Here is a 14,713-nt window from a genome sequence, read left to right on the forward strand (position 1 = left end):
CCGACAGCCTGTCAGCGGCCCGCCCCGCGCATGAGCCGGTCGCGCAGCGCACGGGAGTGGCGTCTGCTGACCGGGAGTTCGACCGCGCCGACCCGGACGCTCATGGATCCGGCGTCCAGGCGCAGTTCGTCGATCCGGTCCAGCGCGACCAGATGGCTGCGGTGGATCCGCACGAAGCCGCGCGTACGCCAGCGCTCCTCCAGGGTGGACAGCGGGACGCGGACGAGATGGCTGTCGTCCGTGGTGTGCAGGCGGGCGTAGTCGCCCCGGGCCTCGGCGTAGGTGATGTCGGAGACGGCGACGAAGCGGGTGACGCCTCCGCGTTCGACCGGGATCTGGTCGGCCGCGGTGTCCAGGACCGGGGCGGCCCGGTCGGTGACCAGTTCGGCCGCCCGGCGTACGGCTTCGGCGAGGCGCTCCCGGCGGACCGGTTTCAGTACGTAGTCGACCGCCTTCAGGTCGAAGGCCTGGACGGCGAAGCCTTCGTGCGCGGTGACGAAGACGATCAACGGGGGTCTGGTGAAGCCCGCGAGCAGCTGGGCGATGTCCAGGCCGGTCAGCCCCGCCATGTGGATGTCGAGGAAGACGACGTCGATGGCCGCGGTGTCGTCGGCGTCCGCTTCGAGGGCGCCGCCTATCCGGCGCAGCGCCTCCGTGGCGCTGACGGCGCCCTCCGCGCTACGGACGCGGGTGTCGGAGCGGAGGAGGTAGAGCAGCTCTTCGAGGGCGGGTGCTTCGTCGTCCACGGCCAGTACGCGCAGCATGAGGCTGGAGTGTAGGCGCCGGCCCGGTGGGCTCTCAGACGATTCCGTAGACCCGTGAGGCGGTGGATTCGAAGACCTGGCGGCGCTCGTCGGCGCTCAGTCCTTCCGTCAACCGCTTCGCGGTGTCGACCACTTCACCGTACGAGGCGCCCAGGACGCACACCGGCCAGTCGGAGCCGAACATCAGCCGCCCGGGGCCGAAGGCGTCCAGCACGGTGTCGGCGTAGGGACGCAGCCCCTCCGTCGTCCAGCCGGCGCCCGCCTCGCCCACCATGCCGGAGAGCTTGCAGACGGTGTTGGGGCGTGCGGCCAGGGCGCGTACGTCCGCGGCCCACGGCTGAAGCGTCCCGTCGGCGATGGGCGGCTTGCCCAGATGGTCGAGTACGAAGGTGAGTTCGGGCAGTTGCTCCGCGACAGCGGCGGCGACGGGCAGCTGGTGCGGGAGCACGACGAGGTCGTAGGCGAGCCCCGCCGCGGCGACCGCCGCCAGTCCGCGCCGGACGTCGGGGCGCAGCAGCCAGCCGGTGTCGGGTTCCCCCTGCACCTGGTGGCGGATCCCCACGAGGTGCTCCCCGCCCGGCAGTTCGCGCAGGGCGGCGAGTGTGTCGGCGACGCCGGGGGCGGTCAGGTCGGTCCAGCCGACGACTCCGGCGACCAGGTCGCTTCCGTGGGCGAGGGCCAGGAACTCGGGGGTCTCCTCGGCGACGGTGACGGTCTGCACGAGGACCGTGGCGTCCACTCCCGCGGCGCGGGCCTGCGGGGCCAGCTCGTCGAGCTCGAAGTTCCTTCTCAGCGGGGCGAGTTCCGGACCGGTGATCCAGTCCTGGTCCCGCACGGAGAGGTCCCACACATGATGGTGCGCGTCGATGATCCGCATCTGCTCAGACCTCCTGGAGCTCGGCGAGCTCGCCCCACAGGGCTTCCGGTATGTCGCGACCCAGCAGTTCGGCGGCGTCCCGTACCTCGGCCGCCGACCGGGTGCCGACGAGGACACCGGCGACCGCCGGATGGCGCTGGGGGTAGCGGAGGGCCGCGGCCCGCAGGGGGACGCCGTACCGTTCGCAGACCGCCTTCATCCGCAGGGCGCGGTCGAGCACGGCGGCGGGCGCCGCGCTGTAGTCGTAGGTCGCTCCGGGCCTGGGATCGGCCAGCAGCCCGGAGTTGAAGACTCCGCCGACGACGACGCTCCTGCGCCGGGCGGTGGCCTCGGGCAGCAGGGTGGTGAGCGCGGAGCCGTCGAGCAGGGTGTAGCGCCCGGCGCAGAGCACCAGGTCGACATCGGTGTCCCGCAGGAAGCGGGTCAGCATCGCGGTCTGGTTCATCCCGGCGCCGATCGCACCCACGACGCCTTCGGAGCGCAGCTTCTCCAGGGCCGGATACGCGGCGCCGAATGCCTCGGCGGCGTGGCCGTCCGGATCGTGCAGATAGGCGATGTCGATCCGGTCCAGGCCGAGCCGGACCAGGCTGTCCTCGATGCTGCGCCGTACTCCGTCCGCGCTGAAGTCCCAGACCCTGCGGTGCGTGGCGGGGACCGCGAATCCGTTCCCGAGGTCGTCGCCCTCGCCGCTGTCGGGCTCCAGCAGTCGTCCGACCTTGGTCGAGATGACGTACTCCCCGCGCGGTCGGTCACGCAGCGCTTCGCCGAGCCGCCGCTCGGAGAGCCCGAGGCCGTAGTGCGGCGCTGTGTCGAAGTACCGGATGCCTGATTCCCAGGCCGCGTCGACTGCCTCCCGGGCCTCCTCCGGGGCGACCTGAGTATAGAGATTGCCGATACCGGCTGCCCCGAAGGCCAGTTCGGTGATGTCGACCGTGCTGTTTCCGATCTTGTTGCGCCGCATAGGACGAATATTCATCGGATCACTTCGGGGCGTCAACACCTGGGAGGGATCTCGCGGCCGTGACTTTCAGCAGTTCACCGAGCTCGTCCGAGAAACACGCCGCCAGCCGTCCGGCATCCGGGACCGCCTTGCCGTCCGCGACCAGGCCGACATGCACCTGCCCGCCGTACGTCGACAGCGCCACCGCCAGGGACTGTCCGTGGGCCAGCGGCGCCAGCGGGTACAGCTCGCGGAGCGGGCAGCCGCCCAGGGACAGGGTCGAGCGCGGCAGCGGCACGCTGGTCACCAGGACGTCGAAGAGGACGCGCGCCGCGTTCCCGGCCAGTTGGGCGCCGACCCGGTGGGCGAGCGGGGGAAGCCGGTCGGCCAGGACGGCCACCGCACCGGCGCCGCGCGAGGGCCCTGCGGCCTTGTTGCGGTCCATGGCGGTACGTACCCGGCAGAGCCGCAGCCAGGGATCGGGCTCGGAGACCGGCAGTCCGAGCAGATAGGCGGAGAGCTTGTTGGCGGAGCCGGGCGGGGAGCCGGGACGCCGGCGGGACACCGGCACCAGGGCGCGCGGATCGGCCCCGGGCAGTCGCTCACCGCGCTCCAGCATCCAGCGCCGCAGCCCGCCCGCGACCACCGCGAGCAGGACGTCGTTCGCCGTGCCGCCCACGGTCCTGCGGACCCGCAGGACGTCCTCCTGGTCCAGCACGGCGGTGGCGAGCCGCCGGGTGCCGCTGGAGCTCGCGGCCAGCGCCGAGCCGCCCCGCAGATCGAGCCGGCTCGCCCGCATCACGGAGGCCCCGATCCCCACGGCCTGCCCGAGCTCCTCGATCCGCTCCCTGGCGAACCCGGCGAACTGCCGCGGTCCGGGCATCCACGACCGGGGCGGTACGGCGCGCACCAGCCGGCCGGGGGCCGCGCGCCCGCCGGCGATCTGGTCGAAGATCCCGGCGCCGATCGCGACGGCACGCATCCCGTCGGCCAGCGCATGGTGCAGCTTGACCAGTACGGCGAAGGGGCCGCCCGGTTCCCGGCCGCCGGTCAGGACGTACATCTCCCAGGGCGGCCTGCCCCGTTCGAGCGGTCGCTCCATCAGCTCTCCGGCGAGCCGGTTGGCCCCGGCCGCGAAGTCACCGAAGTCACCGGCGCCGTCGGCGTCCCCGAGGGGGACAGCGACCGGCCGGACATGACGGCGCACGTCGAAGTGCCGGTCCTCGGACCAGGCCGCCCCGCCGAGCGGCAGCCACACCGTCCGTACGCACATCCGCAGCCGGGGAATCGCAGCGGCCCGGGACGCCAGCAGGTCCACGGCCTCCTCGGGCCCGAAGCCGGGAGCGGGCCCGAAGACCGCGAGGGCCCCGAGGTGCATGGGGTGCTCGGCGGATTCGAGGTGCCAGAACGCGAGATCAAGCGGGGCCAGAAGCTCGGTGCTCAACAGATCCTCAGATCCTCGATGTCGTCGGGAGCCGGTACTGCACGTCCGGGGGCGGAGTCTCCGGACTCAGCAGCCAACCCCCGATGGTCGGTTACGGTCAAGTGCGATCCCAATACTGACAGTTACCGTTCGGTATCCGTCACATTTCCGTCTGGTCCGGTACGTCGAATGCGCACCAGACGCACTTGCCCGCGCCCCGGGATTCGACGCCCCATTCGTCCGCGAGCTGGTCCACGAGCAGCAGCCCGCGCCCGGAGACCCCCGACTCCCCCGCCTCCCTGCGGCGCGGCAGCGCGCTGGAGGTGTCGTCGACCTCGATGCGCAGCCTGCGGCGCGGCAGCGAGAGCATCCTGATGGTGACGACGGCGCCGCCGTCGGTGTGTATCAGGGCATTGGTCATCAGCTCGTCCGCGGCGAGTTCGACCGCGTCCGCGCGCTCTCCGGCCCCCCATGCCTGTACCGCCGCCCGGAGCATGTGGCGGGCGGAGCTGAGCGCTGCGGGATCCGACTGCCCCACCTGCTGCTGGAGACGGCCACCGTCCTGGGGCGCGTCGAGGCCCTGTCTGCGGAGCAGCAACAGCGCGACGTCGTCCTCGCCGCCCCGCTCGTCGACCACCTCGCACAGCTGGTCGGCGAGCAGTTGGAGATCCCGGGGGCCGCCCTCCACGAGCCGGGTGAGCTGCTGCATCCCGTCGTCCAGATCGGCGCCCGGCTCCTCCACGAGACCGTCGGTGAAGAGCAGCAGGGTGTGCCCCGGGTCCAGTTCGGCGGTGGTGACCGGGTAGTCGAGCTCCCCGAACTCCGCCGAGAGCCCCAGCGGCAGACCGCCGTCCACCCCTACCCGGCGACAGGTCCTGTCGGGTGCCCGCAGCAGCGGGTCGACGTGCCCGGCCCGGACGAGCTGGACGACGCCGGTGGCGAGATCGGCCTCGGCGTAGAGACACGTCGCGAACCGATCGGTGTCCAGGTCGTGCAGGAATTCGGAGGCGCGCGCCATCACCGTCGCCGGGCTGTGCCCCTCGGCGGCGTAGGCCCGGAGCACCGTGCGGAGCTGGCCCATCACCGCCGCGGCATGGATGTCGTGCCCCTGCACGTCCCCGATGACGGCGCCCACCCGGCCGCTGGGCAGCGGGATCACGTCGTACCAGTCGCCGCCGATGTCACGGCCGATGCGGGCCGCGCGGTAGCGGACCGCGAGCTGTGCGCCGGGAACGGAGGGGATCCGGCGCGGCAGCATGGCCTGCTGGAGGCCCTGGGCCAGGTCGTGTTCCTGTTCGTAGAGCATGGCCCGCTGAAGGCTCTGGCCGACGGAGCTGCCGAGCGCGATCAGCAGATTGCGCTCGTCGGCGCTGAAGCCGGTCTTGTCGCGGTAGAGCAGCCCGATCGCCCCGATGGGGCGGGCCTGCGCGATCAGCGGGAGGTAGGCGGCCGAACTGATGCCGAGACCCTTGATCTGCCGCCACAGCTGCGGATAGGAAGCAGCGAAGTCTTCCGCCGATTCGATGAAACGGGGGGCGAAGGTCCGGACCACCTCACTCATCGGGAAGTGTTCGTCCACGCGGGTGTAGCGGGTACCGGGCACGAAACCCCCCACCGGCCCCTCGGCGACGAGCACGAGCCGGCCCGCCTCGACGAGCCCCATCACGAGGCTGGCCGCGCCGAGGTATTCGAGCCCGCGGGAGTCGTTGAGCACATCGATGACGTCCTGCACGGTACGGGCGTGCGCCAGGGCAGCGGTGGTGCCCGCGACGACGCTGGTCCTGCGACGGCCCTCGGTGTCGAGCGCGATCCGGACGGAGGCGTCCGCGAGTTCCTGGGCCGCGTGTCTGACGATGCCGATGATGCGGTGCGGCCGGCCGGTGGTGTCCCGGCGGACGACGCCCTGCGTATGGGTCCAGCGCAGCGAACCGTCCCGGCGGCGGATGCGGAAGTACGCACCGTAGAACGTGCTGCCGTTCTTGAGCGCCTGGGACACCAGCGCGTCCAGCCGGGAGGACTCCTCCCGGGGTACCCGCCGGGCGAGCGAGCCGGGCCGGCCGTCGTACTCGTCCGCGTAGAGGTCGAACACGTCGAGCGCGGCCTGATCGAGGTGCATCAGCCCGCTGTCGAGGTCCCAGTCGAAGCTGCCCATGCGGTTGAGGGCAAGACTCAGATCGGGATGGGCGGGCCAGTCCGCAGGAAGGGAGAAGGCGCCCGGTGCCCGTTCAACCATGCGATCACTCTGCCATGGTTTGTCCCATTCTTCGAGGGGTCCCGTTCAGCCGGGGACGGGCTCGGCACACCGGCCTGCGGGTCCGCCGGTTCACGTGCTCCGGCGGACCCGCCACCCGTCACCCGAGGGGCTCCGGGAGGGGTTTCCCCTACTTGACCTGCTCGACCTTGAAGACCCACGCGTACCTGCCCGCCGAACGGGCCGCCGCGGGTACGTCGATCACGAGCTTGGCGCCGCTGGTGCGCCAGTTGAGCGGGCGCCCGTGGCCGAGCATGGTGATCTTGTCGCCACTGCGGGCCGGTACCGGCGCCTCGACCGTGAGCGTGGCGCCGGGCCGGGCCAGCGAGTGGATGTAGAACGCCTTGCCCGGCCGGACCGTGAAGCGCAGGTCCTGACCCAGCTGCGGCATCCGCGCCCAGTAGGTGCTGCCGTAGATCGCCTCCCCGTTGACCTCCAGCCACTTCCCCGTCTCACGCAGCCGGGTCTGCATGATCTCGGGGATGGTGCCGTCCGCGCGCGGTCCGATGTCCAGCAGGAAATTGCCGTTCTTGCTGGACGTGTCGACGAGCGTGTGCACGATCTCCTCAGCGGTCATGTACATGCTGTCGGGAGTGGCCTGGTTGTAGCCGTAGCTGTACGGGTCGAGCCCCCGGCTGGCCTCCCACTTGTCGGTGACGATCGAGTCGTACGTCGCGTACTCGGGCGTCGTGAAGTCGTGCGGGCCGATGCCCGACCGGTTGTTCACGGCGACCTCGATCGGCCGGGCACGGTTCTTGGCGTGGTTGTAGTACTCCGCCAGCACCCGGTGGCTGTCGTTCGCCCCGCCGATGTCGCACCACAGCACCTCGGGGTCGTAGCCGTCGATCAGTTCCAGCATCTGCGGGGCCTGGTAGTCCTTGATGTAGTCCTTGCCCGCGGTGTAGCCGGTGTACGGGACGGGCTCCAGGGTGTACGGGTTGCGCGGCGCGTACCCGCTCCAGGGGTTGTCCGGGTTGAACCACTCGGGCATCGAGAAGTACAGGCCCCGGTGGAGCTCCGGCGCGTATCTGCGGGACGCGTCGAAGAGCTCCTTGACGAGATCGCGCTTCGGGCCCATCTTCACGGCGTTGCGGTCGGAGACCTTGGTGTCCCAGAGCGCGAAGCCCTCGTGGTGCTTGGAGGTGAGCACGTGGTACTGGGCTCCGGCGTCCCGGAACAGCTCGACCCAGGAGCGCGGATCGAACTTCTCGGCCTTGAACCGCGGGATGAAGTCGTCGTAGGTGAAGTTCTCGCCGTAGACGTCGCGGTGGTGGGCGTAGGTCGCGTTGTTCGGGTCCTGCATCTGGTTCCAGTACCACTCGGCGTACTGCTTGCCGACCGGCGCCCAGGCGGGTACCGAGTAGACCCCCCAGTGGATGAAGATCCCGAACTTGGCGTCCTGGAACCAGTAGGGCGCCTGATGGGTGGAGAGCGACTCGTCGGTGGCCGCGAAGTCCGGCACCCCGAGGGTGAGCCTGCTCCGGGCCGTGGCCGCGTCCTGGCCGCGGCCCCGCGCCACGACCTGGCCGTCGCGGGCGGTTCCGGGCTTCACGCCGGGCTTGTTGCGGATCCCGATCCGCACCCTGGCCTGGTCGCCGGGGGCAAGCCTCGGGATCCGGGCGGGGATCACCGTCCCGGCGCCGTCGACATCCACGGAGACGGTGAGTGCGTCGGCGCCGAGGATCGCGACGGTCCCCGCGTTGACGACGGTGACCTCGACGCTCTGCGCGCGGGAGTCGAGGAGGCTGGTGGTGGAGTGGGCGTCCCGCAGGGCCAGCGCCCTTCCGTCCGCCGCGGGCTGCAGGGAGAGCGCGAAGACATGGAGGGACGACTTGTCGGCCTCGGCGGGGTTCGTGGTCGGCAGCGTGAGGCCCACCACCTCCTTGGCCGGGTCGATCGACAGCTCGGCGACCCCGAAACTGACCTGGTGCTGGTCCTTCTCGCCGGAGGCCGTGTAGCGGTAGGGGGCCGAGAGCGGCCCGCCGCCCGCGTACCAGTCCGGCCCCCCGAGCCCCGCCGTGGACGTGGAGCCGTCCGCGTAGTGCAGGGTCGCCTGGCCGGACGCCTCTCCGTAACTGCACGAGACGAGGAACGACCCGGACAGATACTTCCCCCGGGGCAGGTCGATGTGCTGTCCGAGGGCCACGATGTTGTTCTTGGCGCCCGCCGCGGAAGCCGGGAAGAGGAACGGGACGCCGTTCAACTGCACTGTTCCTGAGGGGAGTTCTTCACCGGGGAAGGTGTATCCGGAGCCGTCGAAGTCGCCTCCGCGGGCATCCGCCGTGTCGATCCCGTCGTTGTCGAACCAACTGTCGAGCGGTACGGGAACGGCGGCCGGGACCGCGCCCCAGTCGCCCTTCGCCTTTCCGGCGGTCTCCGTCGCTCCCGGAAGTGCTGGAGCTCCCGGAGCCGCTTCGGCCGTGGCCGGGGTGAGCAGGGCAGCGCCGACTGCCGCGCCCGCCGTCATTCCGAGTACATGGCGCCTAGGAAGTTCGGTCATGAGGTCCGATGATTGGAGCACCACAGGCGCCTGTCAATACACTTCACCGCACAGAGTGGAAGTTGCATCACCCAGACATCGGATGCCTGAGGAAATGAACCTGTACGTACGGGTCTCCGCACCGCGCACCCCACCGGCCGGGCGGAGAAACGAGAACGGCGCCCGGCGCATCAGTACTGCATGCGTCGGGCGCCGTGCGCTCAGAAGAGAAGCGGTCAGTCGATTCCCTGCAGGATGTGCGGCTCGGCGAGATCGTCCTCGTAACCTGCCAGCCTGATCGGGGCCGACCTGGCCCAGACGTCGAGGTTGAGGAGCTTCTCGGGCCGGGCCCGATCACTGCGTTCTGCGGGGCGCTGCTCGCGCTTCGTCATGGTCTCTGGTGTCACCGCGCACTCCTTTGTGTCGCGTTACCGCGTGGACAGGGGCAGTTCGGACGCGGTGGCGCCGGTCTTCTGGCGGGACCCCGGCCTTGGTACGTGCCTGTCCCGGGACGGGCCGAGGAACTTTGTGGAGTCCCGCCGGCTGACCGTCCACATCAGAGTAACCAAATGAGCGGGGTTCCGCTCGATAGGGGCGGCATTCGGATGGCCAAGTTTTCTTTGCCCTGTGTTCAGCGGCACGTTCATCCCGTCATGATCTGCTCGATTCCGCCCGAAGGCACTCCGGGGAGGAATCGCCATGACACCGGCCACCGTGGACGAACTGATGGATCTGCTGCACGGCTGCCGGGGCGCGTGGGACGCCCCGGACCGCAGCGGGGATCCCGTCGACCTGCACGACCACGCGCTCCAGACCGCGCATCTGCTGCGCCGCTCGCACCCCAGCGACAAGGAGCTGCAGGTCGCGGGGCTCGTCCACGACCTGGGGCATCTGCTCCATCCGGGCGACGACGCGGGCCACGCCGACCGGGCCGCCGACGCGGTGCGCCCGCTGCTCGGCGGGCGGGTGGCCGGACTCGTACGGCTGCACGTGCCCGCGAAGCGCTATCTCGCGGCGATCGAGCCGGGACGGCCGCTGTCGCCGCAGAGCGCACTGACACTGCGGGCCCAGGGCGGCGCGATGGCGCCTGCCGAGGCTGCCGCGTTCGCGGCGGATCCACTCGCGGAGGCCGCCGTCATCCTGCGGCAGGCCGACGACGAGGGCAAGGTCGTGGGACTCGACGCGGGCGTCATGGAGGACTGGCGTCCGGTGCTGGAGCTGGTTGCCTCACAGGCCTTCTGACGGGCCGCCCCGGGCACTGCGGGCGGCCCGGCCGCAAACACGTGGCGGCCGGACCCGGCAGTCGGCGGGACGGGCCTACCAGTTGGCGGGGGCGTAGTCCTTGAGGAAGACGCTGTGCAGGTCCTCGCCGCCCTCACCGCGCACGATCGGGTCGTAGACCCGGGCCGCCCCGTCGATGAGGTCCAGCGGGGCGTGGAAGCCCTCGTCGGCGAGCCGCATCTTGTCGGGGTGCGGGCGCTCGTCGGTGATCCAGCCGGTGTCCACCGCGGTCATCAGGATGCCGTCGGACTCGAACATCTCCTGGCCGCTGGTGCGGGTGAGCATGTTCAGCGCGGCCTTGGCCATGTTCGTGTGCGGGTGGCCCGCACCCTTGTAACCGCGGCTGAAGACGCCCTCCATCGCGGAGACGTTCACCACGTAGGTGCGCCTGGCCTCGGCCGCGGCCATCGCCGGGCGCAACCGGCTGATCAGGATGAACGGCGCGGTGGAGTTGCAGAGCTGGACCTCCAGCAGTTCGACCGCGTCGACCTCCTCGACGGTCTGGATCCAGCTGTTGGTGTCGTGCAGATCGGGCACCAAACCTCCGGCGTCGATCGCCGTGCCCGCCTCGATCCGGGCGAGCGAGGCGGACCCGGTGACCAGCGCCAGCTCGGAGACGTCCTGGGCACTCAGCCCGCCGGGCCGCGCGCTGGGCAGGGACACCTGCGCGCCGCTGCCGAAGGCACCGATGACCTGCGACGAGGGCAGCTCGCCCGCGGGCAGGGGTGCGGTCTCGGCGGCGATCAGTTCGCTGTACGCCTGCGGGGAGCGGCGTACCGTCTGCGCGGCGTTGTTGATCAGGATGTCCAGCGGCCCCTCGGCGGCGACCGAATCGGCGAGCGCGACGACCTGGGCGGGGTCGCGCAGATCGATACCGACGATCTTCAGACGGTGGATCCACTCGGCGCTGTCCGGCATCGACTTGAAGCGGCGGATCGCGTCCTTGGGGAAGCGCGTGGTGATGGTGGTGTGCGCGCCGTCGCGCAGCAGCCGCAGCGCGATGTACATGCCGATCTTCGCCCGGCCGCCGGTGAGCAGCGCCCGCTTGCCGGTCAGGTCGGTACGCGCGTCACGCCGGGAACGGTTCTCCGCGGCGCAGTCCTGGCAGAGCTGGTGGTAGAAGACGTCGACCTCGACGTACCGCGTCTTGCAGATGTAGCAGGATCGGGGGCGCTGGAGTATGCCCGCGATCTCCCCACTGGCCGTCGACGACGGCAGCACCCCCTGCGTCTCGTCGTCGATGCGCTCGGCGGAGCCGGTGGCGGTGGCCTCGGTGACGGCCTTGTCGTGGGCGGTCTTGGCGGCGCGGCGCTCCTGGCGGCGGCGCTGCTTCACGGTCCGGTAGACACCCGCGGTGGCCCGGCGTACGGCCACCGCGTCCGGGTGGTCGACGTCGATCCTGTCCAGTTCCTCGAGCACGCTGAGGCAGAGAGCCAGCCGCTCCGGATCGATGCCGGGGCCGAACGCCTGGCTGTCCTCTGTCACCGTCATCGTCGTTCCTCTGTCTTATGTCTTACGCCGTAGCACCAGGTCAGCAGTCGACCGACGGCCAACTGACGAAGATATACGCAGCCGGGCCGGAAGCCAAAAACGGCAGCCGGGCACGCGGACACCCCGAGCCGCCGCCCGCGCGGCGCCCCGGACAACTTTCACCTCACACGTTCGGCCCAACACCGTGGTTTCTCCGACTCGTTGGGACCTTTGCGCCGTAATGTCTCTTTCGCGTCAATGGGTGTCATTGCGCAACAAGAACAGGAGACTTCCTTGTCCACACATGCCGTCCTCCGCTCTGTCCGAGGCAAGAAGATCGTCGCCGGGGCGGGTGCACTGGCCACCGCCGCCGCTCTCGGCGCGACGCTGCTCGCCGCGGCCCCTGCGCAGGCAGCTCCGCCGCGTCCGTACGGCACGGTCACCGCCGGCGCCGGTCTCATCGAGCGCCAGTACCCCAGCACCGACTCTTCCGCGAAGGGGTCGCTCCGCTACCGCGAGCAGGTCGGCCTGCGCTGCAAGGTCCGCGCCCAGAACATCGAGGGCAACGACATCTGGTACCTGCTGCGTGACCGCTCCACCTGGGTCTCGGCGAAGTACATGGACAACACCGGCTACGTGCAGTACTGCAAGGACGTCATGCGCGACGGAAGCCAGACCTTCGTCGCTCCGCGCGGCGCCAAGGGCTGACCCACCACAAGAGCCGCCCGTCCCCGGTCACCGGGGGCGGGCGGTTCCGTGTTGTGCTGCGCTGTCAGCCGATGGACGGCGGCGCCGCCGAGGCGCCCGTGCCCCAGTCGGACGGCTCGGCCCCGACGGTGAAGGACAGCGTGCGCGCCTTGCGGATCTCGGCGGTCGTGAGATACGTCTTCGCGTGCCCCTTGCCGTCGACGGAGGCCGACTGGATGTAGCGGTCGGTGTCGGAGGCGCCCGGCGCCGTCACCGTGAAGCTTCCGTGCGGGTAGTAGCGGCGGTCCAGCTTGATGTCGACCCGCTGGAAGGCAGGCGTCGACAGGCCCCAGGTGTCACTGCCCGGCTGCACCGGGTAGACGCCGATGGAGGACAGGACGTCCCAGGCGGACATGGTGCCCATGTCGTCGTTGCCCGTCATACCCGTCGGGGTGTCCGTGAAGAGGGTGAGCGCGGCGTGCACCACGTCGGTCGTCTTCCACGGCTGGCCGGTCGACAGGTAGGTGTACGGGGCGATCAGGTCCGGCTCGTTCTGCGGGTTGTACTTGTCGGCGTTGTAGTAGTCGTAAGGACCGTTGACCCACACCTCGCGGGCCGTCTTCGCCGGGTCGGCGAGCAGCTGGTCGTATGCGAAGAAGGAGTCGAGACGCTGGTTGGCCGCGTCCTTGCCGCCGATCAGGTCCACCACCCCGGACAGGTCCTGCGGCACCATCCACTGGTACTGCCAGGACGTGCCCTCGTGGAAGCCCTCGCTCTTGGCGGGGTCCGCCGGTCCGGCGAAGGCACCGTTCTCGTCACGGGAGCGGAAGAAGCCGGTCGAACTGTCGAAGATCTTGCGGTAGTTCTGGGCGCGGGCCGCGTAACGCGCGGCGTCCGCCTTGTGGCCGAGGTCACCGGCCATCTGGCCGAGCATGGCGTCCGAGAGCGCGTACTCCAGCGTGGCGGAGCCGCCGTGGTCGAAGTCGGAGTCACCGGGCTTCGCGTGGGTCCAGTCCTTGATGTACGGGACGAAGCCGTTCGCCAGGTACTGCTTGTTGCCCTCCCGGCCGACGGCCGGGGAACCGGCCGGGGGCACGCCGTCCGCGTTCTTCTTGAGCGCGCGGTACGCCTGCTCCTCGTGGCCCTTGAGCAGCCCCTGCTGGTAGGCGTTGGTGAGGTACGGAGTGACCGGGTCACCCGTCATGATGTTGGTCTCGACCGTGCCGTAGCCCCACTTGGGCAGCCAGCCGCTCTGCTCGTCGATCTTCAGTACGGAGAGCGCCATGTCGCGGGTCTCGGCGGGTGCGAGCAGCGACAGCAGTTGCGCCTGGGTGCGGTAGGTGTCCCACAGCGACCAGTTCTGGTAGTACGTGAAGCCCTCGGCCCGGTGGATCTTCTGGTCCCAGCCGGTGTAGCGGCCGTCGACGTCGTCACCGATGTTGGGGCCGAGGAACGACCGGTACAGGGACGAGTAGAAGGTGCGGCGCTGGGTGTCGCTGCCGCCCTGGGCGCGGACATCGCCGAGCCGGTTCTCCCAGGTGGACTGCGCGGCACGCGCGGCGCGGTCGAAGCTCCTGCCGCCCTCGGCCCGCAGGTTGCGGGCCGCGCCCGCCGGGTCGACGTAGCTGAGGGCGGTGGTCGCCTCGACCGTACGGTCCTTGGTGGTGTCGAACCGCACCCAGGCGCCGTTGCCGCCGGAGCCGGTCGACTTCTTCGACCCCTCGGTGACGGTGCCGTCCTTCCAGGTCCCGGAGGTCGTGAAGGGCCGGTCGAAGCGGGTGATCGTGTACAGCGTGTACGGCTTGGTGTCCTGGCAGAACCCACTGCCGGTGAGGGTGGTCCTGATGGTGCGCGAGTCGAGTACCTCGACCGAGGTGCTGACCGTCCGGTGCAGCGACTGGCCCGCGTTGAGCAGGACGTTGGCCTTGGTGGTGGCCGGGAAGGTATAGCGCTGGACGCCGGTGCGCTGCGTCGCGGTCAGCTCGGCCGTGATTCCGCCGTACGACTTCAGCCCGACCTTGTAGTAGCCGGGGCTCGCCTGCTCGCCGTCGTGGCTGAACTCGGCGGCGTACTTCGCGTTGTCGGTCTCGGTGATGTCCCCGGTGGTCGGCAGCACGGGCAGGTCACCGCCGAGGCCGCAGCCGACGCCGGAGGGGTGGAGGCTGCTGAAGCCGCGGATGTGGTCGGCCGTGTAGTCGTAGCCGGTGGAGTGGCCGGTGTCGGGCGACAGTTGGACCATCCCGAAGGGAACTGCCGCCCCCGGGTAGGTGTTGCCCTCGTTCTGGCTGCCGATGAACGGGTTGACCAGGTCGGTCAGCCTGCCCGTACTCGGCGCCGCGGCGTGGGCCGCCGGTGCGGCGAAGACGCCGCCCAGGAGCGCGGCGGCGGCGATCGCCGTCCCTGCGCCGCGCAGCCGTTGGGTCCAGTGCATGGGTGAGAACCTCCGGGAGGATCGATGAGGTCGGGAATCGCCGGCAGCTGGGCGAACCGGCGCGGGCCCGGCTCGTACGAAGCGTGCGACAAGCCGGATCACCCTGTGGA

General features: G+C 70.5%; 11 protein-coding genes. 2 read left to right on the top strand and 9 right to left on the bottom strand.

All coding sequences use genetic code 11. The features are described from left to right. Window positions 1-11: 11 nt before the first annotated feature. The 7 genes from NBY69_RS16665 to NBY69_RS16695 all read right to left on the bottom strand — a co-directional run bounded on the left by NBY69_RS16665 (window position 12) and on the right by NBY69_RS16695 (window position 9,141). Window positions 12-764, bottom strand: coding sequence for a LytTR family DNA-binding domain-containing protein (locus tag NBY69_RS16665; RefSeq protein ID WP_250301717.1), 753 nt, complete (start codon window positions 762-764; stop codon window positions 12-14). 34 nt (window positions 765-798) lie between these two features. Then, a complete protein-coding gene (locus NBY69_RS16670; protein WP_250301719.1) occupies window positions 799-1,641 on the bottom strand; it encodes an amidohydrolase in 843 nt (280 codons plus the stop codon). Window positions 1,642-1,645: 4 nt separating this feature from the next. Then, entirely contained in the window at window positions 1,646-2,602 is a 957-nt protein-coding gene (locus tag NBY69_RS16675) for an aldo/keto reductase (RefSeq protein ID WP_250301720.1), read from the bottom strand. A 19-nt stretch (window positions 2,603-2,621) separates the two neighbouring features. Further along, on the bottom strand, window positions 2,622-4,025 hold the full coding sequence (locus tag NBY69_RS16680) for a wax ester/triacylglycerol synthase family O-acyltransferase (protein ID WP_250301722.1): 1,404 nt from the start codon (window positions 4,023-4,025) through the stop codon (window positions 2,622-2,624). A 139-nt stretch (window positions 4,026-4,164) separates the two neighbouring features. Continuing rightward, window positions 4,165-6,237 (bottom strand): SpoIIE family protein phosphatase, encoded by a 2,073-nt coding sequence (locus NBY69_RS16685; protein WP_250301724.1) that lies wholly within the window; start codon window positions 6,235-6,237, stop codon window positions 4,165-4,167. A 148-nt stretch (window positions 6,238-6,385) separates the two neighbouring features. Continuing rightward, the gene (locus NBY69_RS16690; RefSeq protein ID WP_250301726.1) at window positions 6,386-8,755 is read right to left on the bottom strand and encodes an alpha-L-fucosidase; all 2,370 of its coding nucleotides are present in this window, start codon (window positions 8,753-8,755) and stop codon (window positions 6,386-6,388) included. 215 nt (window positions 8,756-8,970) lie between these two features. After that, window positions 8,971-9,141: a hypothetical protein gene (locus NBY69_RS16695; RefSeq protein WP_250301774.1), complete on the bottom strand. Its 171-nt coding sequence runs from the start codon at window positions 9,139-9,141 to the stop codon at window positions 8,971-8,973. Window positions 9,142-9,433: 292 nt separating this feature from the next. Between NBY69_RS16695 and NBY69_RS16700 the strand changes: the two genes are divergently transcribed. Then, window positions 9,434-9,976: an inositol oxygenase family protein gene (locus tag NBY69_RS16700; RefSeq protein WP_250301728.1), complete on the top strand. Its 543-nt coding sequence runs from the start codon at window positions 9,434-9,436 to the stop codon at window positions 9,974-9,976. 75 nt (window positions 9,977-10,051) lie between these two features. On the opposite strand, the gene NBY69_RS16705 is transcribed toward NBY69_RS16700, so the two are convergent. Further along, complete coding sequence (locus NBY69_RS16705; protein WP_250301730.1) at window positions 10,052-11,506, bottom strand: SDR family NAD(P)-dependent oxidoreductase; 1,455 nt, start codon at window positions 11,504-11,506, stop codon at window positions 10,052-10,054. A 273-nt stretch (window positions 11,507-11,779) separates the two neighbouring features. Between NBY69_RS16705 and NBY69_RS16710 the strand changes: the two genes are divergently transcribed. Next, window positions 11,780-12,193, top strand: a complete 414-nt coding sequence (locus tag NBY69_RS16710) for an SH3 domain-containing protein (RefSeq protein WP_250301732.1) — start codon at window positions 11,780-11,782, stop codon at window positions 12,191-12,193. Between the two features lie 64 nt (window positions 12,194-12,257). Here NBY69_RS16710 and NBY69_RS16715 read toward each other — a convergent pair whose 3' ends face one another. Beyond that, window positions 12,258-14,603 (bottom strand): GH92 family glycosyl hydrolase, encoded by a 2,346-nt coding sequence (locus NBY69_RS16715; RefSeq protein WP_250301733.1) that lies wholly within the window; start codon window positions 14,601-14,603, stop codon window positions 12,258-12,260. Window positions 14,604-14,713: the final 110 nt, after the last annotated feature.

This window comes from Streptomyces sp. A 4/2 (assembly GCF_940670765.1).
Taxonomy (GTDB): Bacteria; Actinomycetota; Actinomycetes; order Streptomycetales; family Streptomycetaceae; genus Streptomyces.